The following is a 19,010-nucleotide window of genomic DNA, read 5'->3' as shown; positions in this document are numbered from 1 at the left end:
AGCTTCCAATCCCGCTGGCCCTTCGGTCTTCCTGCCGATGCGCCACGCCGTCTCGCCTCGCCCCCATCCCCGACGGAGACAAGCATGGCAAAGGCATTTGCATCGCAGGCCGATCTCGAAGCGAAGAAAGTCACGTGGACCCAACTGTCCGAGAACGCCTATGCGTACACCGCCGAGGGCGATCCGAACTCGGGCGTCGTCATCGGCGACGACGGCGTGCTGATCGTCGACACCACCGCGACGCCCGCCATGGCGCAGGGCCTGATCGCAAGGATTCGCAGCGTCACCGACAAGCCGATCAAATACGTCGTGCTGTCGCATTACCATGCGGTGCGCGTGCTCGGCGCGTCCGCGTATTTCGCCGAGGGCGCGCAGCAGATCATCGCGAGCCGCGGCACGTACGAGATGATCGTCGAGCGCGGCGAAGCGGACATGAAGTCGGAGATCGAGCGCTTTCCGCGCCTCTTTGCCGGCGTCGAAACGGTGCCGGGACTCACGTGGCCGACGCTCGTGTTCGAGCGGGAAATCACGCTGTTTCTCGGCAAGCTCGAAGTGCGCATCGCGCATCTGGGCGCCGGTCATACGAAGGGCGACACGATCGTGTGGCTGCCGTCGCAGAAGGTGCTGTTTTCCGGCGATCTCGTCGAATACGAAGCGGCTTGCTATTGCGGCGACGCGCAGCTCGAACAGTGGCCGGCCACGCTCGAAGCGTTGCGCGCGCTGCAGGCCGACAAGCTCGTGCCGGGCCGCGGTCCCGCGCTGACCACGCCGGCCGACGTCGACAAGGGCCTCGATTACACGAAGGATTTCGTCACGACGCTATTGCAGACGGGCCGTGAAGCGGTCGCGCGAAAGCTCGACCTGAAGGCCGCGATGGCGCATACGCGCGAGGCGATGGACCCGAAGTTCGGCCACGTCTTCATCTACGAGCATTGTCTGCCGTTCGACGTGTCGCGCGCGTTCGACGAAGCGAGCGGCATCGCGCATCCGCGCATCTGGACCGCGCAGCGCGACAAGGAGATGTGGGCCGCGCTGCAAGTCTGATAGCGCAGGAGCGCAGAAGCAGAAACACCGAAGCAGAGAGCCTGGCGCGGAAGCAGACCGGCGCGGAAGTACACGCGAAGCCGCGCCATAGAGCGCGGCGGGACGGAGACACGAGATGAGCATCGATTATCAGGCGCTGTCGTTCGAATACCGGCCGTGCCGCGAGCAGCGCATGCCAGGTGCAGAGGAGCCGGCGGCCTATCCGGTGATCGTGGTCGGCGCGGGACCGGTGGGCCTGGCCACCGCGATCGATCTCGCGCAGCAGGGCGTGCCGGTGGTGCTCGTCGACGACGATTGTTCGCTATCCAGAGGATCGCGGGCGATCTGTTTCTCGAAACGCTCGCTCGATATTTTCGACCGCCTCGGCTGCGGGCAACGGATGATCGACAAGGGCATCAGCTGGAACGTCGGCAAGGTGTTCCTGAAGAGCGAACTCGTCTACACATTCAACCTGCAACCGGAAGCGGGGCATCACCGGCCCGCGTTCATCAATCTGCAGCAATACTACGTCGAAGGCTTTCTGCTCGAACGTGCGCGGGAACTCGCGAATCTCGAGATTCGCTGGAAGAGCAAGGTGGTCGGCGTGCAGCAGAACGGCACGCCGGGCGCGTGCGACGCGAGCGTCACGCTGAGCGTCGAAACGCCGGACGGCATCTATGCGCTGCGCGGCCGCTACGTGGTCGCCGCCGACGGTTCGCGCAGTCCGCTGCGCAACATGATGGGGCTCGACAGCAAGGGCGTTACGTTCCGCGACCGCTTCCTGATCGCCGACGTGAAAATGGAAGCGGAGTTTCCGATCGAGCGCTGGTTCTGGTTTGATCCGCCGTTTCATCCGAATCAGTCGGTGCTGTTGCATCGGCAGCCGGACAACGTATGGCGCATCGATTTTCAGCTTGGCTGGGACGCCGATCCCGCGCTCGAAAAAACACCCGAACGCGTGATGCCGCGCGTGCGCGCATTGCTCGGCGCCGATGCGAAGTTCGAACTCGAGTGGGTCAGCGTCTATACGTTTTCGTGTACGCGCATGGAGCGCTTCCGGCACGGCAACGTGCTGTTCGCGGGCGACTCCGCGCATGGCGTGTCGCCGTTCGGCGCGCGCGGCGCGAATAGCGGCGTGCAGGACGCCGAGAACCTCGCATGGAAACTCGCAATGGTGCTCGGCGGCAAGGCGCCCGATGCATTGCTCGACACGTATGCGAGCGAACGCGAATTCGCCGCCGACGAAAACATTCGCCACTCGACGCGTTCGACCGATTTCATCACGCCGAAGAGCGCGGTGAGCCGCGTGTTTCGCGATGCCGTGCTGAAGCTGTCGCGGCACTATCCGTTCGCGCGTCAGTTGGCGAATAGCGGGCGTTTGTCGGTGCCGGCCGTGTTGCGCGATTCGCCGCTCAATACGCCGGACAAGGACCGTTTCGAGGGCGCGCTGGTGCCGGGCGCCGCGTGCGTCGACGCGCCGCTGCGGATGGATGGCGAGCCGGCCTGGTTGCTGCGGCAACTCGGCGAGCCATTCACGGGTATGTTGTTCTGCGACCAGCATGGCGTCGATCAGGCGACGCGGACCGCGTTGAACGTACTGCGCGCGGCGCCGATTCCGCTGAAGCTCGTCATCGTGATGCTGGGCGAAGTGAGCGATGATGCTTTCACGCTGACCCACCTGCCGGCGAATATCCGCGTGGTGCACGATATCGAGGGACTGGCCGGCACGCGCTATGACGCGAAGCCCGGCACGTTCTATCTGATCCGGCCGGATCAGCACGTCTGCGCGCGTTGGCGGCAACTCGACGCCGAGGCGGTCGAGCATGCGCTCAGGCGTGCGCTGTGCGTCGAAGGCGCGGCCGGGAGCATGCAGGCGAGCGCCGACGTACGTGCAAGCGCGAATGCCATACCGGCAGCGCACTGAAGAAACACTAAAGAGAGAGTCGGGAGACAGACATGGCACTGAATACGCAACCGAATCTCGCGCGCCCCGATGACTTCTACGAAGCGCTGATCGACATGCATCGCGGGCTCGACGATGCGCAGAGCCAGTCGGCCAATGCGCAACTGATTCTGCTGCTCGCGAATCATATCGGCGATGAAGCGACGTTGCTCGAAGCGATGCGCCGCGCGCGCGGGGGGGCGCTCGAAAGCTAACGCAAAGCGTGCGTTAGGCGGCGGGTTGCGTCGTTCCCTTCGGCCAGCCGATCAGCCACGCTTTCGTCACCGGTTGCGCGACCGCGACCGCCGCGCGCACCTGGCCGCCCATCGGCAGATCGTGTACGTGCCACTCGCCGTGATGCGCGAGATCGAGTGCGACGCTCGCCGTCTCGCCGGAAAGCAGATTCGGCTCGACAACGATCGACGTATCGCGCAGTGCGCTGCGCAGGCTGGCGTAGCGTGCGAGCCGGTGCAGTCCTGCGGGCGAGGCGTCGAGCGCCGGGCGAGGCGCGGGCACCACGACGCTCAGGCCGAGCGCCGTCTTCGCGAGGCCGATCACGATCCAGATACCGCCATACACGATATCGACGACGATGCCGCGCCCGTCGCGTGGATGATGCGCGCGCAGCTTGTCGTCGCCGTCGTCATGCAATTCGACGTCGCGCGGCTTGCACTCGAACAGATGCGCGACGATCCAGCGCGCCACCACGCGCGCGCTGATGAAGCGCTTGCGCAGCGCCGCGTTCGGATGCATCCGCGCGCGCTCGCGTTCCGACTTCGACAGCCACGAGTCGCCTTCCTGCACGGACACCGGCAACCATTCGCAACGAAAGCGCCACAGCAGCAGTTCGCCCGCCGACGGGATGACGGCATGGCGCGGAAAGTGGCGGCTCAGCGGACAGGGTGCGAAGGCGGGTGCGATGGACGGACGCGCGGCAACCGCAAGGTCCGCTTCCGGTGACATGAGCATCGATCGCGTCCTCAATGCATATAGGTGACGCGGCGCGCCTGCACGTCGAGCTCGACGCCGGCGTCGAGCAGGTCGATCGCGAACCAGCGCAGCAGCTTCAGTACGCCGCTGGCCGAAGGCGCGGGCAGCCACTCGTTCAGCATGCGCAACGCGGCGCCGCTATGGGTCTTTTGCAGCAGCGCGATGGCTTGCAGGATCACGGCCTCGTCCTTGCCGAGTTCGGTCGCGCAGCGGCAACGCATGTCGAGTGGACGATAGGAGGCGCGCATCAGCGAGCGCATCAGCAGATCGAAATGCTCGATGCCTTCCTTGCGCAAGCCGGCGTCGCTGAGGATGTCGTGCCAATGCCGGCTGCCGCGCACGGACTCGCAGGTCGGCCGCAGCCATGTGCGCACGGCGCTAAGCACGGTGTGATCGGGCGCGCAGGCGGTCTCGTTCGGATGATCGTCGACCAGTTCGGGGCGGCTGCTGTATTGAGAGCGGAAGTTCATCGATGCTCCTGAATGGACGCAGTCCAGAAAGTCGCGCCGGCCGGGTTGGACGATGCCGCGTCGCAGGCCGGCGTAACGCGCAGGCGACGGTTCGGCGCCGACGCGGCAAGCGCGTCGGGTTTTATTCGGTGGGTTGTCGGTGGCATGGCCATGGGTTGAATCATGGGGCAAATTTCTTGTTAATGCAAATCATTCTCATTTGATGGTATGTGAAGCGGTGTCTGTGTTTTGTTTTAATGCAACTAACGGCCTGTAGCGTGCTTTGCCTTTGGGCTATGCGGGCCAAGTTGTCAAATAAAAATCCCGTCTTTCATTGAAGTGATGGGATTTTTATTTTTTTGCCTGCAAAGCAACTTTCGCGGAAGTGAGGCGGGCGTCGTCCTATCGTCAGTCGTCGAAGTGCGGAGTTGTCAGTTCGAATTGGGCGTTTGCGGGCGGCGTGTGAGATACCAGATGACCGAACCGGTCCCGCCGAACTCGGGGCCGGGCATGATCTCGCCCGCGACCATCGTTATGGTTTTACTGCATAGGTGCGGTGCGAACCATTCACCGCTTTCGGGGCAGGCCTGCCCAGGCAGGGCTGATCGCATGATCGGAGTATTCACGTTGGCGGAGAGGTCAGGTGAAAAGTAGTCAGCTTCCTCGGACGGGGTCCGGCCGTTTTCGTAGCGGGTATCTTTCCAGATCAGGCGCCAGCGCACATCCTCAAGTGTGTCAGTGCCTTCGACCTGGTACTGGCTCGCAGTGTCGCCAGCGAGACAGTAGTTTGGGCAACGGACACCGATCTTCGGATCGATCGCCCACGGTTCCCAGATGCCGGTTACGGATATCTGGCTACCGCTCCAGATTTCGTTTTTGTTGTCTTTGTTAGGTGGAGGGCACTTCGTCAGTCGTGCTGGGAAATGAATAGGTGGAATACCATTGACGGGCAATTTATCGAAGAAGATGCTCTCGTACGTCCAGCACATCGCTGAACGTGCTTTTGAGAGTGGGTGACTAAAGAAAATTCTCCCATTCTTATTGAGCGTAGCGCATAGCATTGATATGAGATCCGCGGCGGAGTTGGCTTTTCCGAAGACACCGAACGATTGTTCCGCCGGCTTTCGATATCCGATTTTATAGAAAAGATCGCTGGAATCATCGGCTCCAAGCTCTTCATACTTGCGTCCCCAAATATACGAGTGAAAATCAAGTGCATCTCGCAGCATATTGAATGCTTCCGCGCGACGCGCGGGATTGATCAACAGCCGCTCCGCGTATTCCATGGGTTGGAGGAATTTCAGGAACCGGACCAGATCATTGCTATAGTCGATTTCGACTTCCGGTCGCTTGATTTCGCGTTCGAAGTCGCGCAGGAATTCGCGGTAAAGATTAATCGCGCGTCGCAATAGCGTGGCGCTCGTATATTTCTTCAGCAGGTAGAACGCGCGGTCGCGCGCGTCTTCGTCATTCTTTCCTGCGGCATACATAAAGGTGGACATGTCCGATTCCTCAGTATTGCGATTGTGCGGTGTCGATATAGGGCAGGGCGTGGCCCGCAACTGCTGGTGCCCGATTTGTGTAGCCGTGCGGGACGGTCTTCGGCAGAATCTGATCCTTGTCGAGCGGACGAACTGCTGCCCTGTCAACCGGCGCGAAATTCACATCGGTCCAATTTGTCGGTTTTTCAGTCAAACGCATCACATACTCTTCCAGCACCTTGTTATAGGGATCATCGAAGTCGATGATGAACTGCGTCTCGCCGCCCTCCAGCCATCGCCCCAGGTCTTCATCGAACTGGCTTGATACCTCACCGCGCCATATGCGCAGGCCTGTCCAGTCATCCGGTATGTTCGGGATGCCAGCCCTCCTCAGTTCTTCAAGGGTCGGAATGTGGTCCAGCGTGATATAAGCACCGTTGTGGTTCCAGTCCATCTTGACAGCCCATTTTTCACGCCATTCATGGCCGTTTCTCGCCATTCGGGGTAACCAGTTTTTTGATCGTTTGGTTTTTGACGTGACTTCTCCCTTCAGCTTGTAGCCCGATTTCGTTGTGCGCTTCGTATTGTCGAGTACGCGTGCTAGAGCGTATTGGCCCGGCTTCAGCGTGATCGCCTCGATGGGTTTCAGCTTGCTAAACGATGCAATGACTTCGTACGTAATACCGTTGGTTGTTTTATCAATACGGATATGTTCATCACCAGTCAAATCCGGCCACCCGTCAACATGACGATAATCCCCCAGCCCGGCCGCCGGATGCACCGCTCTTCCCGCATCGCGAGCCAGCGTCGAAAGTTGCCCCTCGGCCTCGTGCGTCGTGATCTTGCCTGAACCGACCGAAATATCCGCGAAGGTGCCTTCAACCAGATGCGCGCGCACGCGAACGAGCGCCTCGTTTAGATCCCGCAGCGCCTGCGGAACCCTCCGTCCCGCCGCGCTGCGAATCGGCTGGAATTTCTCAGGCAATCCCGACAGATACGCCACGACATGCGGCGGCAGTACGTCCCCCATGTTGTGCACGATGTACTGGCTGCCTCGCGAAAAGCGATTCAACGCTTCTGCTAGCCCGTCGAGAATCTTCCCCTGATACTGCATGAAATTTAGCGTGCGGAGCCATGCATAGGCATTGCCGTAGCACATGCGGTTCACGAACAGCACGATTTCTTCGGCCAGCTTCGCAAGGTCTTCGGATTTGTCGGCGGTGCGCACCAACAGCTTTCCGACACCCTTCAGCACGCCGCCCAGGATCGGCACGACGGCAATCATGCAGAGAGTCAGCCTGATCCATTCCCATTTGTCTTCCAGCGATTGGCGGCTATCGGACATACGCAGGATGATCGCGATGGAATCGCGCGCCGCGGTTCCTTCTCCCAGTAGCGGAAACATGCTGAGCGTCGCATCGAAAATGATCTGGCCGATGGTTTGTTGCTGGCCGAATTCTCCCTTGAGCGCACCGCCAACCCAATCGGCCGCGGCGACGGCATGGGCCCATATCCGTTTGCCGGTCTCGATTGCTCCGATGCGGTTTTCCGCGGGATTGCTGACTGTGATGTCACTCATACGCCACCGTTGTTCTGTTTGTTTGCGGACGCACTGAAATTGTTTTCGCTCCAGTGTGGTTTGTAATGAAGACTTGGATCGTTGGCCTTGACCTGCAATACCCGCGAATCAGGCCCGATCCTGATCCGTCCGGAACCGACAGGAGCGCCGCTTAGATCGGTATGGCCTGAGCTATCGAGTACGCCGCTGTAGCGTCTGCCATCGTCATAAGCAATATCGAACTTCGCACTTTCAACCGGCTTGCCATCGTGATAGCGATGTAGCAAGGATGCCTGATCGATGTACGTCTTCTGCCGAAAAATAGAGGGGCTGGACTGCGGTTTATCGGTTTTGTGATCGGCGGCATGAATACAGAAGAGGCCGCTCGTCGTGCCAAGCAAGCGGGCAAGACTGATTTCGAGCGTCGAGTCTGCGCCTTTGATGCGTACCCCCTTCATTGCGATGAGATTGATCCAGCCGTCTTTGCTCACAATATGGACATCATCCTTCGCCGTTATGTCGATGCCGTCGCTTTGCGCTTCGATACCGATTTTTCCCGACGCGGCGACAAGTAGCATGCCCGCCTTGCGGACGAACAGCGAAATCTTTTCGAGCGCCGCAACATGAAACGACCTGGCTGCGGCAATGCCGACGCTGCGGCCAGTCGTAATGGCCATGTCTTCGTCGCTCTGGATATGAGTGCTCCCTCCCGTCGACGTCTCGATTCCCGCGGGACTGGCGAGCATCAGGTGTGGCCTGGCAAACTCGGGGAAACCATGGGGTGCCCCCCCGATCGCGCCGCGAATGTCGTCGGTCTGCTGCTCGATGGAGCGTGCGACGTCGCGCTGGTCCGCATCGAGCTTTTGTGCGCCGTGCCGTTGTGCGAGTCCCGCCAACCCTTCGTGCAAATCACGCGCCTGCGTGAGGCGGTCGGTCGTCTCGTCCATGTCCTTGACCTTGCCCGCTGCGCTTTCACGTTCATGTGTCGAGATCAGCAGGCCTCGCGCTGCTCGCAGCGCGCCCCAGAAGTCTGTCCGCAGTTCGAACCCTTCGCCGCGCGCCTCTTTCAGCCCTTCGTTACCGAAGATGCGGCGCAGGAAGCCGAGGCTTAACTGGCTCGTGCCGTGATCGCTGGAGAGTTGTGCCTGTAGTTCGTTTTCCGTATCGACGAGCGCAAGATGATTCGCGCCTGAACCGCCTTGCATACGGCTGCGCAAACCCGATACCCACTGGTTGAAGGGCAACTTCCAGGCGGGCGTGTTGAACCTGTTGACGCTGCTCGCGACGATGAACGGCATGTCGGGATTGCCGTTGACATAGCCGATCAAAACCTGGCTGCCCACGCGTGGCACAAAAGCGGAACCCATCCGACCGTTTTGCCAGGGCTGCATGGGAAGCACCCAGATAAAGGCGTCCTGGTCGAACTGGCCCTCCCGGTCGGGGACAAGTTGGCATTTCACGCGGCCATAGGCGTCGGTCCAGATTTCGTGGCCTGCGGGGCCGGTCACGACGGCATACTCGAAACCCGCCTGAACCGGCCCAGGCGTCTCGTGCGGCATGCGGAAATATTCGCGGACCGGATGGATTTCGAAATCTGTCTCGCAGCGGAATATCTGGTCCGTGCCGCTCGCCTGATCGTTTTCCTCGATCGTCAGGGTTGCGGATAGAACCACGTATTGCTGGTTCGCTTTCAGGTACGGATGGCCGGTCAGATGGAATGTGCGCCCGACTGTCAGGCCGCGCATATTGCCGTGTCCATTCGCGCGTAGTCCGCGGCAGCGTAGCCCCTGCATGCGAACGAGTGCAACGAAGCGCGCTTCCTCGTCTGTCCCGTTGCGTTTCGCATTGAGCCCCTCGGCACCGGCGAGCGGCTGACTCACATTGGCGTAAGCGTAGACCTCCTGATCGGCCCGCGCCGTCTCACGCGGGTCGCGCGCTTCCCCACGCAGGGGGATGATCGCGCGTGCGAGACGCGGCCTCGTATAGTCGTGATCGACGACGGTTACCTTGCCCTCGGTCTGACGGCTCACGATGTCCAGACGATCGATGTGTTCTTCGTCGATGCGGTTGCCCGTCGAGAAGCGGACCGTTTCGTATGCCTCACCGTGCGGGTGAAACGCAGACGGCGTATCCGCGATCACCATCCGGTGCACGCCGTTCCCATGCTCGAACCAGTAGAACAGCCCGTAGTGTTCGCACAGACGCCGCACACAGGTCATGTCGCTTTCCCAGTGCTGCCGTTGCAGGTCTCGCCTGGGATAGCACTGCTCTCCATAGAGCGGCCCGTCGATGCGCCAGTCGATCACAATGGGATATGGCGCGAGAATTGTCCCGATGACCTCGACGACCGTCTGATTCTGGAAAATCCGGTAGTTGCTGCCGCTGGCGGCTTCGGCCAGTGCGGGCTGCACGACGAACTCATAGATCATCGAGCGACCGTCGCGCCCGATGAATCGCGCTTCGCTGACCTGCCCGGAAAGCTCGCGCATATGGAAGCCGAGGTTGCTTAGCCCCGTATCGCCCGGCATTCCCGGCACGAAGGTGCCCTTTCCCGGAATATCGATAGATAGCGTGACCGGGGTTCCCACGATGCTATCCAGGTCGAGCGTGACGATATTCGAGGATGGGGAAATATCCACGTCCGTCCGCATGCAGACGGTATAGCTGTAAAGCTCGCCGACCGCTTCTCGGCCATGCAGGCGGATAGGAATCAGGATCGGCTTCGCGGACTCATCGAGCGTCGGATTGACGCGCGGCGGCGTCCATAGTCCAAGCGCTGGACCGCTTATCGAAAGCGTACGTTCGGGGGCCTGATATGGAGTGACGGTGCCTTCGTCTTTCACACCACTCCCCTTACGAGCGAACCAGTGTAGCGCCGCATGCGGTCCTGTCGCCGATGAACGCTACGCGCGTTCCTTGATGCGTGTGTTTTCCTTCGGCGATGATCGGATACGTGCCACCGCATTTCGGGCATTCGGTGAGGTGTCCGTCGAGCGCGACGTGAATCCCCATGTGCGTGAGATTGTCGGCGGCCTCGATTACCTTGCCGCCGTGATCGGTTGTATCTCCCAGCCGCGCCATTTCGCGGCCCTGCTCATCCTTCATTTATCGGTCTCCCTGTTGCAAGAAAGTCGTTGCTCAAACAGCGACGTAACGGCCTATAGAACGCTGCCTGAGCCGTATGCCGTCACACAATCGGAGAATTCTGAAAATGCTTGGAGAACCGAGCGTTTTTTTCGCTCGGCTTGATAGCTTGCAAGATCGAAGGGGAGAGAGACTGAAAAGATGGGCGCGCCGGAAAATCAGGTATTCGGCGCACCTCTGTAGAAATTTATTCTGAATTACTTTGGGTCGTTTCGGTCTGTCGGTAGACTGGTTCATGAACCCCGTGCCGCCGCCTGGCCTCTGCGACGATGCACTTCCATTCAGAAGGCGTTGCCCGCTCGCGGCATACTGCGATAAGAAGATCGCCAAGATCGTGATGTTTCTTGACGACTCCAGATTTACCCTTGATGAGCCTCAATTCGTTTTGCAGCCGGGCCACGCGTGCATGCGCCTTGCCATGTTCGAGCGAACCCGGCAGAAAAGTCTTGATGGATTGTTCGGCGGCGGCGAGTGCGCAAACGAGTTCGGCACGTCGCTGTTCGAGTGCTTCGCGTTCGTACCGGATGGTAGTGTCGGTAACCGATAACAGGGATCGGGTTTGCTCGGGGCAAGTGGGGAACTGGCGCAAGATGCACCTCCTATTCGGGTTGGATACCCGGCTCCCCGACGCCAATCGGGGTGGCCGGGCACATGGCAAGGTTGGCGTACCGGTGAATAGGAAACGGCGAGCGCAAGCGCTCCCCCACCAAGGCCCGGCCATTGGAGCGCTTGATGCGGGCGTAAAAAAACCGCCAGTCGGCGGTTGCCCGCCTATTCCTTTTCCGGACGCCAATCCAGAGTCGCGGTGTCTACACGACTTGGCGAGCATAACGTACTGGGTCAGTGTCGATTTGCGTGGCTTGCCTCAGATCGAAGCACAGCGGCTTCACGCATTCGAACCTATCCCCTCACCACATCCCCCCGCCTACGCAAAACCGCAAGCAACGACACCCCATAAGGCAACGGCCCATGTGCGAGCCAATGCCGCTCGGCGCTGAAGATCCGATAGAGCACATCGTTGAGCACTCGCGGCGGAATCGCGTCGCCGGTCGAGCGCTTGCGGCGCAGCAGCCGGTCGGCCCAGCGCGCGGCCACCGCGAGCGGATAGAGCAGCGTGTTGAAGTAGGTGATGCGCTCGATTTCATAGCCGGCGTCGGCCGCGCAACGCATCAGCGAGTCGCGGCTATAGCGGCGGTGATGATGCAGATATACGTCGTGCGCGCTCCATAGCCCCGGACCCGCGGGCACAGTCACGACGATGCGGCCGCCCGGTGTCAACAGGCGCTCTATGCCTGCGAGCGCGCCGACGTCATCGGCAATGTGTTCGAGGCAATCGAAAAAGCAGATTAGCTCGAAGCGCTCGCGGCCGAACGGCACGTCGTCGGGACAGCGGCCCGCGCGAATGTCGAAGTGGCCGCCGGTTTTGCGGGCGCTCAACGCGCGCGCGGTCGGGTCCATTTCGAGGCCGCTCACGGTGCCGAAGCCGGCCAGCATTTCGAGGTTGCCGCCGGTGCCGGAGCCGACTTCGAGCACGCGCGCGCCGCGTGGCAACGCGAGCCGTTCGAGCATCGTTCGCAGCACGTCGCGCCGCGCGCGAAACCACCAGTGCTCGGCTTCGGTCTCGGCCATTTCGAGGTAGGCGTCCGGGGACATGATGTTCTCCTCGTTCAATGACCGGCGACGCGCACGCGCGGCGCGGTCCGCCTGCGCATGAGCTCGACGCGCGCGAGGTGCGGCGCGCGCGCTTCATGGCGCACGGTCGGCAGCACGGTGACTTTGCTCTTCGCCTGATAGCGGCGCCGCACGAGATACACGGGCCGCTCTTTCGACTCGTAGTAAATGCGGCCGATATATTCGCCGATCACGCCGATGCCGATCAGCTCGATGCCGCCCATGAACAGCATCAGCGAGATCGTCGAGGCATAGCCCGGCACCGGGTTGCCCGACCACAGCGTGTGGCCAATGATGTAGCCGCCGTAGAGGAACGCGAGCGTCGCGATCGACAGGCCGATATAAGTCCAGCTGCGCAGCGGCACGGTACTGAAACTCGTGATGCCTTCGAGCGCGAAATTCCACAGCCGCCAGCCGGAGAACTTCGAATGTCCGGCGCTGCGCGGTTCGCGTTCGTATTCGACGATGACGGTCCGATAGCCGACCCACGCGAACAGGCCCTTCATGAAGCGGCGCCGCTCGGGAAGGTTGCGCAGCGCGTTGACGACCTGGCGGTCGATCAGGCGGAAATCGCCGACGTTCTCGGGCAGCTTCACTTCCGAGAGCGCGTTGTGCACGCGATAGTAGAGCGCGGCCGCCGTGCGTTTCGCGAACGTATCGCACAGGCGGTTGGTGCGCTTCGCGGCTACCACTTCGGCGCCCGCGCGCCAGTGCTCGACCATCACCGGAATCAGGCTCGGCGGGTCCTGCAGATCGGCGTCGATCGGAATCACCGCGTCGCCGAACGCTTCGTCGATGCCAGCGGTCAGCGCTGCTTCCTTGCCGAAGTTGCGCGTAAGGTCGATCACGCGAATGCGCCGGTCGCGGCTGTTTGCCGCGATCAGATGATCGAGCGTGGCGTCGCTGCTGCCGTCGTTGATGCAGACGATCTCGAAGCGCGTGCCCTCGATCGATTCGAGCACCGGCACGACCGCGGCGAAGAAGCGCTCGACGGCGGCCTGCTCGTTGTAGAACGGCACAACGAGCGAGATCAGTGGTTTGTTGGCGTGGGTTGACATGGCGTTTCCCCGTTTAGCGAATTGTTTTGAGCGCGGGTGCGTAGGCGAGGGCGGCGTTGTCATCGCCGCGGTCCCCCTCGATGCGCACGCGACGCACGATCATCAACAGCATCAGCAGCAGAACGATCGGTCCGAACTGCGGCATCCCGGCCGTGCGGTTGAAGAATTCATAGGCCGGCAGCAGCCAGGCGAGCGCGATTACGCTTTGCTCGCCGCGCAGCCATCCTCGGTCGAGACCGAGCGCGCTCAGGCAGACGATCGCGATACCGAGCCACGCCAGTTCGTAGTGCCACACGTACGGATTCGCGATCAGCGTGGCGACCGTGAAGCTGGCCGCGCGCAGGCGGATGTCGTGCGTGTTTCTCCATACCCGCCACGCGGCGGCCGCGGCGATCAGTGCAACACCGGCTTCCGCCGCATAGGCCGCGGCAACCGGTACGCCGCTTTCGCGCAGTACCGCGAACGTGGTCGGCGACGCAAGCCAATAGCCTCTGCATTGTTCGAGCAGCGTCTCGCGCGCGAGTGCCGTGTTGACGAGAAAGAGCCGTACCGACTGCGTGCCGCAAACGAGCACGCTCAGCGCGCCGAACAGCGCCGCGCTGAACGCGGCGGCAGCCAGCGTGCGCCATGCGCGCGCGGCGATCAGCACGAGCGGAAACAGCACCGCCATTTGCGGCTTGATCGCCAGCAGGCCGATGCAGAGCCCCGCGCGCAGCGGATGACGGCGCATCAGGTAAAGCGCGAACGCGGCGAAGCTCGCGGTGAGCAGCGAGTTCTGGCCGAACGAGGCCGGCACGAACACGCCTGGCAGCGCCGCGACGACGAACCATGCGAAGCGCGAGCCTCTGAAGCTGTCGGCGAGTCCGGAGACGCGCAGCGTGCCGGCCGTAAACAACGTCACGCCGAGGCCGACGAACACGAAGTACATGACGAGCGTCGGCAGCAACGCGAGCGGCGAGATCAGTACGAGGAACGTCGGCGGATAGAGCCACGGCATCAGGCTGCCGCGACCGATGTCGGGAAAAAGCGTCTGCTGGATGCGGTCGAACGAAGCATGGTCGTAGACCTGCGCCGCCGAGCCGTGCAGCAGTCCGTATGAAGCAGACCAGAAAATCGAAAAATCGAAACCCGGGTGGGCGAACTCATGATCGGTGAAGCCGTGGCTCCAGAAGAACCACAACGACATGAGGACGACATACCCCGCGACCATCGCGCCGCTGTAAAAGACGATGCGCTCGGGCGTGAGCCAATGACGCACCTGGTCTTCGGCGCCGCGCATGCGCAATTGCTGAGAAACGTACATGATCCCCGATCCCCGTGTGATCCGGATAAGGCCGCGGGGACCTTCCGGTCTTTCTGTTTGTTGATTCAGATTCCTAATCGTCAGCGTGCGACATCGAATGAAGAACGTGTCGTTTTGCACTGAACCGGTCAACTTATTGTTGGCGGAAATCGGTCCTACTTTCAAGCTCGCGTTTTCGAGCGTGGGCGCCGTGCGCTGCCAATGTCGGCAAAAAGTGGCCGAATCGGCCGCCTTAATGTGCGCTAGCCCACCAACGCGTCTCGTCGATGAGACGCTTCGGACAGACGCTCCCTTTGGCGAGGGCCGTTTTCGCGGTCAATTTCGTTTTTACCGAACCAGGGAAAGTCCCAGGAAAAAAATCCCGAGCCCCAATTGACGGGCCTCTACGCGGAAAGCGAAGTGTCCGGCGCGGTGCGAGAAATGTTGCGGAATCAGCACATTCAGGACGCGATTTCGGTGGCGTACGCGACGGCATCCGGCGCGGACCCGCATGTTTGCTGCATTCGTGCGTAGCTGGCCCCGTCCTTGCGATAGGTGTGGCACGAGTGCGGGCCTCGAGCCGACACCGAAAAATACACAGTACGGGGGAAGTATGAACAACCAGCTCACGCGACTGAGCGAGCGCCATCACGGCAGCACGGGCCATGCGCCGATGCTGCACCGGCGGCTCGCGGCCACGGCGCATCGGTTTGTCCGCTGGCTGCGCCTGCGCACCGGCGGCGCGCGCAGCGCGCTCCAATTCTCCCGTTCTTCCCGGTTCGTCTTGCCCGGTGTCTCGCTTGTGCGTGCCAGCGCGCAAATGACGAGGCATGGGCGGCGAAGCTAGCCTGCCGTTCGTTTTTTCCGCAGTGCCCGTAGTGCTTTCCCTCGCGCCAATTCCGGCCAGGGGCTTTTAATTAGACATCCAAAGGGAGTCAATCATGAAGAACGTTATCGCTCAAGCAGTCCGTTTTGTTCGTGACGAAGACGGCGTGACGGCCATCGAATATGGCCTGATTGCCGGCCTGATCGCACTCGGGATCATCGGCGGCGTCACGACGCTCGGTACGAACCTGAAAACGATTTTCAGCAGTCTCGCTTCGTCGGTATAAGCCCGGTGCCGACGGACGAACGCTCCGATTCGTCCGTCGCCGCCGTGCGATTGCCCAGCACGGACCTGGGCTCCTCATTTCCAATCCTGCCGCATCGGCGGCACGGGTTGACTCACTGACTAACGATAGCGAGGCCATCATGACGCTGCCACCCTTGCCGCCGCATCCCGTGCCGCTTTGCGTGATCGCGCTGGTGATCGTGAGCGCCAGCACGGACATCACGGCGCGGCGGATTCCGAACCGCGTGATCGCGCTCGGCCTCGCCGCCGCGCTGGCCGTGCAGACCTGGCTTCACGGCCCGCTCGCCGGTCCGCTCGAATGGCTCGCCGGCGCCGCCTGCGGTTTCGCGCTGCTGCTGCCGTTCTATCTGCTGCGCGGCATGGCTGCCGGCGACGTCAAGCTGATGCTGACGATCGGTGCGTGGGTCGGCGCGGCGCTGACCTGGCGCATCGTGGTCGCGACGTTTCTGATCGGTGGCATCTGGTCATTGGCGTTCGCGTTGTACACAGGCCGCTTTGCGCGCCTGCTCGTCAATCTGCGGCAGCTAACGAGTGGCGGGTTTTTGGCGTCGCTGCGGCAGTCGAATCTGAATACGGCGGAATCCATCTCGGTCGGTGCGATTCCATACGGCGTCGCCATTGCGGCGGGAACCCTCGGGATGCTGTTCGCGGCCGCGGTCTAGCCAGGCGTCTCCATGAACCATGCAGGAGTGTTGCCATGAAAAACAGTCGTGCTTTAGTCATGCTGACGATCGCCGTGCTGGCGGGCCTCGCAGCCGTGAGTTTTGCGTCGCGATGGTTGTTGCAGACGTCCTCGGGCGCGGTGACGCCGGTGGCGGTCGCCTCGGGCGACATCAGTCTCGGCCAGCCGCTCAACCCGAACCTGATCCGCATGGTCAGCTGGCCCAGTGCGAGCGTGCCGCCCGGCGCGTTCGCCGACGGCAAGGCGCTCGACGGGCGCGTGCTGTTGACGAGTCTCGCGCCCGGCGAGCCGGTGCTCGAATCGAAGCTCGCGCCGCAGGGCACGAAAGGCGGCCTGTCGGCGGTCATCGGCGCGGGGCATCGGGCGATCACGGTGCGCGTGAACGACGTGGTCGGCGTGGCGGGCTTCGCCCTGCCGGGCAACTACGTCGACGTGATCGTCAATACGCAGGAAGCGGGCAAGGCCGACGCGCAGCAAAGCATTTCGAAGATCGTGCTCGAAAAGATCCTCGTATTGGCGGTCGCGCAGCAGGTGAGCCGCGACGACACCGCGCCGAAGGTGGTCAATGCGGTGACGCTCGAAGTCACGCCCGAGCAGGCCGAGAAGCTCGACCTTGCGCGCAGCGTCGGCACTTTGTCGCTGGTGCTGCGCAACCAGGTCGACAAGCAGACCGCGAGCACCGAAGGCGCGACCAAGCTCTCGCTGCTCGACATGCCGGCGTCGGCGCCGGCGCCCGAGCCGGTGCAGACGGTGCGTACGCACTATGTCGCGCGTTCCGCGCCGAAGCGCAACTGCATCGGCGTGCTGTCGGGCGTGACGGGCAGTGTCGAATGTTTCTAGGGCGGCTGCGGCGCGCCGGCTGACGAAGCGCCGCGACCTGAATAACAAAGGCAGTCAGGAACGTCTCGATCCACACACTTCGAGCGACGGGGGCAGCAACATGAAAACAGAACAACGCTTCTTATCCGGCAGCGGCCTGCGCTGTCGCGCGCTCGGCGGCACGATGCTCGCCGCGGCGCTGTGCACCGGCCTCGCGGCCATGCAGGATTGCGCCGCGCAGAACATGCCCGGCGGCCAGATGCCGGGCTGGGGCATGCAGAGCCCGCCTCTGCCGGTCGGCCGCGGAGCCGTGCCGATGCTCGTCAGCAATGCGGCGATTCCGAGCGCGATGGCGAGCGGCAAGGCGGTGGCTTCCGCGCAACTCACGGGGCCGAATTGCACCGGCGAGATTCGCGACGAGTCGAACGTATCGGTGCCCGTTGGCAAATCGGTTCTCGTGCCGCTCGCCGAACCGGCGCGCAATCGCACGCTCGGCAACCCGGTGGTGGCCGAGGCCACGCTCGTCTCGCCGCGCACGCTTTACGTGGTCGGCATGGCGGTGGGCACGACCAACATGATCGTGCAGGGACGCAGCGGCTCGTGCCAGATCATCGACGTGAGCGTCAGCGTCGATGCGGAAGGTTTGCAGCGCACGCTCTCGCAACTGTTGCCGAACGAGCCCGGCATTCGCGTATCGAGCGCGGCCGGCAACCTCGTGCTCGCGGGCCGCGTGTCGAGCTCGCAGGCCGCGCAGCAGGCGATGGGCATCGCGAGCGCCTACGCGGGCGCCCAGCCCACGCAGCAACAGCAGGCCAGCACCGCGAGCTTCGGCAACGGCGGCTCGATCTCGCAGCAGAGCACGAGCGTCAGTAAGGGATCCGAAGTCATCAACATGATGACAGTCGATTCGCCGCAGCAGGTGATGCTCGAAGTGAAGGTCGCCGAGGTGTCGAAGACGCTGCTCAACCAGCTCGGCTCGGCGGTCAATATCCAGGGCGGTTTCGGTTCGTGGACCGGCGCGATCGTGAGCTCGCTGCTTGCGGGCGTCGGCAACGGCGTGCTGCTCAGCAAGGCGAACAACAAGCCGTTCAATCTGGCGCTCGACGCGCAGAAGAGCGATAGCCTCGGCAAGATTCTCGCCGAGCCGAACCTCGTCACGCTGAGCGGCCAGGAAGCCTCGTTCCTCGCGGGCGGACGCGTGTTCATTCCGGTGCCGCAAAGCAACGGCACGGGCGGCTCGACGATCACGCTGCAGGAAGAAGAGTTCGGCGTCGGCCTCAAGTTCACGCCGACCGTGCTCGCGGGTAGCCGCGTCAACCTGAAGGTCGCGCCGGAAGTGTCGGAACTGTCGCCGACCGGCGTCACCGTAACGGCGACCGGCACCAGCGGCACGGCGATCCTGCCGCTCATCACGACACGCCGCGCGTCGACGACGGTGCAGATGAACGACGGCGAGAGCTTCGCGATCGGCGGGCTGATCCAGAACAACGTCACCGGCGCATTGAAGGCGCTGCCCGGCATCGGCGAATTGCCGGTACTCGGCACGCTGTTTCGCAGCACGTCGTTCCAGCAGGATCGCACCGAACTGGTCTTCATCATCACTGTGCATCTCGTGAAGCCGCTGCCGCCGGGAGACATTCCGCTGCCGACCGACAGCTTCGCGCAGACGTCCGACGCGATGGTCTACGCGACCGGCAACATGGAAGGCCGCAGGCCGGCAGCCCAGACCAAGGCTGCAACGACGCCGAACCCGAATGCGCCGCAAACGACGCCACCGGA

At 62.4% G+C, this 19,010-nt stretch carries 18 protein-coding genes; 8 read left to right on the top strand and 10 right to left on the bottom strand.

What is annotated here, in order from left to right; genetic code table 11:
• The first annotated feature begins 84 nt into the window (after positions 1 to 84).
• The 3 genes from GXB81_RS22815 to GXB81_RS22805 all read left to right on the top strand — a co-directional run bounded on the left by GXB81_RS22815 (position 85) and on the right by GXB81_RS22805 (position 3,180).
• On the top strand, positions 85 to 1,044 hold the full coding sequence (locus tag GXB81_RS22815; protein ID WP_205990391.1) for an MBL fold metallo-hydrolase: 960 nt from the start codon (positions 85 to 87) through the stop codon (positions 1,042 to 1,044).
• A 115-nt stretch (positions 1,045 to 1,159) separates the two neighbouring features.
• Positions 1,160 to 2,947 carry an FAD-dependent oxidoreductase gene (locus GXB81_RS22810; RefSeq protein WP_205990390.1) on the top strand — a complete coding sequence of 596 codons (1,788 nt, stop codon included), beginning with the start codon at positions 1,160 to 1,162 and terminating at the stop codon, positions 2,945 to 2,947.
• A 32-nt stretch (positions 2,948 to 2,979) separates the two neighbouring features.
• Positions 2,980 to 3,180: a DUF2783 domain-containing protein gene (locus tag GXB81_RS22805; RefSeq protein WP_205990389.1), complete on the top strand. Its 201-nt coding sequence runs from the start codon at positions 2,980 to 2,982 to the stop codon at positions 3,178 to 3,180.
• A gap of 13 nt (positions 3,181 to 3,193) precedes the next feature.
• On the opposite strand, the gene GXB81_RS22800 is transcribed toward GXB81_RS22805, so the two are convergent.
• The 10 genes from GXB81_RS22800 to GXB81_RS22755 all read right to left on the bottom strand — a co-directional run bounded on the left by GXB81_RS22800 (position 3,194) and on the right by GXB81_RS22755 (position 14,619).
• On the bottom strand, positions 3,194 to 3,934 hold the full coding sequence (locus GXB81_RS22800) for a hypothetical protein (protein WP_205990388.1): 741 nt from the start codon (positions 3,932 to 3,934) through the stop codon (positions 3,194 to 3,196).
• Between the two features lie 11 nt (positions 3,935 to 3,945).
• Positions 3,946 to 4,425: a hypothetical protein gene (locus GXB81_RS22795; RefSeq protein ID WP_205990387.1), complete on the bottom strand. Its 480-nt coding sequence runs from the start codon at positions 4,423 to 4,425 to the stop codon at positions 3,946 to 3,948.
• 410 nt (positions 4,426 to 4,835) lie between these two features.
• Positions 4,836 to 5,906: an Imm72 family immunity protein gene (locus GXB81_RS22790; protein WP_205990386.1), complete on the bottom strand. Its 1,071-nt coding sequence runs from the start codon at positions 5,904 to 5,906 to the stop codon at positions 4,836 to 4,838.
• Positions 5,907 to 5,916: 10 nt separating this feature from the next.
• Positions 5,917 to 7,464, bottom strand: a complete 1,548-nt coding sequence (locus GXB81_RS22785) for a hypothetical protein (RefSeq protein WP_205990385.1) — start codon at positions 7,462 to 7,464, stop codon at positions 5,917 to 5,919.
• On the bottom strand, positions 7,461 to 10,286 hold the full coding sequence (gene tssI, locus GXB81_RS22780) for a type VI secretion system Vgr family protein (protein ID WP_205990384.1): 2,826 nt from the start codon (positions 10,284 to 10,286) through the stop codon (positions 7,461 to 7,463). The genes GXB81_RS22785 and tssI overlap by 4 nt, the downstream gene beginning before the upstream one ends.
• Positions 10,287 to 10,296: 10 nt before the next feature.
• Entirely contained in the window at positions 10,297 to 10,548 is a 252-nt protein-coding gene (locus GXB81_RS22775; RefSeq protein WP_205990383.1) for a PAAR domain-containing protein, read from the bottom strand.
• A gap of 226 nt (positions 10,549 to 10,774) precedes the next feature.
• Entirely contained in the window at positions 10,775 to 11,176 is a 402-nt protein-coding gene (locus tag GXB81_RS22770) for a hypothetical protein (RefSeq protein WP_167042681.1), read from the bottom strand.
• A 311-nt stretch (positions 11,177 to 11,487) separates the two neighbouring features.
• The gene (locus tag GXB81_RS22765) at positions 11,488 to 12,240 is read right to left on the bottom strand and encodes a class I SAM-dependent methyltransferase (RefSeq protein WP_205990382.1); all 753 of its coding nucleotides are present in this window, start codon (positions 12,238 to 12,240) and stop codon (positions 11,488 to 11,490) included.
• A gap of 14 nt (positions 12,241 to 12,254) precedes the next feature.
• On the bottom strand, positions 12,255 to 13,316 hold the full coding sequence (locus tag GXB81_RS22760; protein WP_205990381.1) for a glycosyltransferase family 2 protein: 1,062 nt from the start codon (positions 13,314 to 13,316) through the stop codon (positions 12,255 to 12,257).
• Positions 13,317 to 13,329: 13 nt separating this feature from the next.
• Complete coding sequence (locus GXB81_RS22755; RefSeq protein WP_241016481.1) at positions 13,330 to 14,619, bottom strand: glycosyltransferase family 87 protein; 1,290 nt, start codon at positions 14,617 to 14,619, stop codon at positions 13,330 to 13,332.
• 592 nt (positions 14,620 to 15,211) lie between these two features.
• Here GXB81_RS22755 and GXB81_RS22750 point away from each other — a divergent pair.
• The 5 genes from GXB81_RS22750 to GXB81_RS22730 all read left to right on the top strand — a co-directional run.
• A complete protein-coding gene (locus tag GXB81_RS22750; protein ID WP_167283752.1) occupies positions 15,212 to 15,445 on the top strand; it encodes a hypothetical protein in 234 nt (77 codons plus the stop codon).
• Between the two features lie 94 nt (positions 15,446 to 15,539).
• Positions 15,540 to 15,710: a Flp family type IVb pilin gene (locus GXB81_RS22745; protein WP_167042673.1), complete on the top strand. Its 171-nt coding sequence runs from the start codon at positions 15,540 to 15,542 to the stop codon at positions 15,708 to 15,710.
• Positions 15,711 to 15,849: 139 nt separating this feature from the next.
• Positions 15,850 to 16,392, top strand: a complete 543-nt coding sequence (locus GXB81_RS22740) for a prepilin peptidase (protein WP_167042671.1) — start codon at positions 15,850 to 15,852, stop codon at positions 16,390 to 16,392.
• Between the two features lie 35 nt (positions 16,393 to 16,427).
• Positions 16,428 to 17,252 (top strand): Flp pilus assembly protein CpaB, encoded by an 825-nt coding sequence (cpaB, locus tag GXB81_RS22735; RefSeq protein ID WP_205990380.1) that lies wholly within the window; start codon positions 16,428 to 16,430, stop codon positions 17,250 to 17,252.
• A 100-nt stretch (positions 17,253 to 17,352) separates the two neighbouring features.
• On the top strand, positions 17,353 to 19,010 hold a 1,658-nt coding region (locus GXB81_RS22730), incomplete at its 3' end, for a type II and III secretion system protein family protein (protein ID WP_205990379.1).

The organism is Paraburkholderia sp. Ac-20336, from assembly GCF_017105025.1.
GTDB lineage: Bacteria > Pseudomonadota > Gammaproteobacteria > Burkholderiales > Burkholderiaceae > Paraburkholderia.
Note: the sequence above shows the minus strand (reverse complement) of the source record. Positions and strands in the feature narration are given on the sequence as shown.

Bases quoted from the DNA above. Each gene is read 5' to 3' on its own strand.
- GXB81_RS22815 (WP_205990391.1), top strand. From the start codon at position 85: ATGGCAAAGGCATTTGCATCGCAGGCCGATCTCGAAGCGAAGAAAGTC.
- GXB81_RS22810 (WP_205990390.1), top strand. From the start codon at position 1,160: ATGAGCATCGATTATCAGGCGCTGTCGTTCGAATACCGGCCGTGCCGC.
- GXB81_RS22805 (WP_205990389.1), top strand. From the start codon at position 2,980: ATGGCACTGAATACGCAACCGAATCTCGCGCGCCCCGATGACTTCTAC.
- GXB81_RS22800 (WP_205990388.1), bottom strand. From the start codon at position 3,934: ATGCTCATGTCACCGGAAGCGGACCTTGCGGTTGCCGCGCGTCCGTCC.
- GXB81_RS22795 (WP_205990387.1), bottom strand. From the start codon at position 4,425: ATGAACTTCCGCTCTCAATACAGCAGCCGCCCCGAACTGGTCGACGAT.
- GXB81_RS22790 (WP_205990386.1), bottom strand. From the start codon at position 5,906: ATGTCCACCTTTATGTATGCCGCAGGAAAGAATGACGAAGACGCGCGC.
- GXB81_RS22785 (WP_205990385.1), bottom strand. From the start codon at position 7,464: ATGAGTGACATCACAGTCAGCAATCCCGCGGAAAACCGCATCGGAGCA.
- GXB81_RS22775 (WP_205990383.1), bottom strand. From the start codon at position 10,548: ATGAAGGATGAGCAGGGCCGCGAAATGGCGCGGCTGGGAGATACAACC.
- GXB81_RS22765 (WP_205990382.1), bottom strand. From the start codon at position 12,240: ATGTCCCCGGACGCCTACCTCGAAATGGCCGAGACCGAAGCCGAGCAC.
- GXB81_RS22760 (WP_205990381.1), bottom strand. From the start codon at position 13,316: ATGTCAACCCACGCCAACAAACCACTGATCTCGCTCGTTGTGCCGTTC.
- GXB81_RS22755 (WP_241016481.1), bottom strand. From the start codon at position 14,619: ATGTACGTTTCTCAGCAATTGCGCATGCGCGGCGCCGAAGACCAGGTG.
- GXB81_RS22750 (WP_167283752.1), top strand. From the start codon at position 15,212: ATGAACAACCAGCTCACGCGACTGAGCGAGCGCCATCACGGCAGCACG.
- GXB81_RS22745 (WP_167042673.1), top strand. From the start codon at position 15,540: ATGAAGAACGTTATCGCTCAAGCAGTCCGTTTTGTTCGTGACGAAGAC.
- GXB81_RS22740 (WP_167042671.1), top strand. From the start codon at position 15,850: ATGACGCTGCCACCCTTGCCGCCGCATCCCGTGCCGCTTTGCGTGATC.
- cpaB (WP_205990380.1), top strand. From the start codon at position 16,428: ATGAAAAACAGTCGTGCTTTAGTCATGCTGACGATCGCCGTGCTGGCG.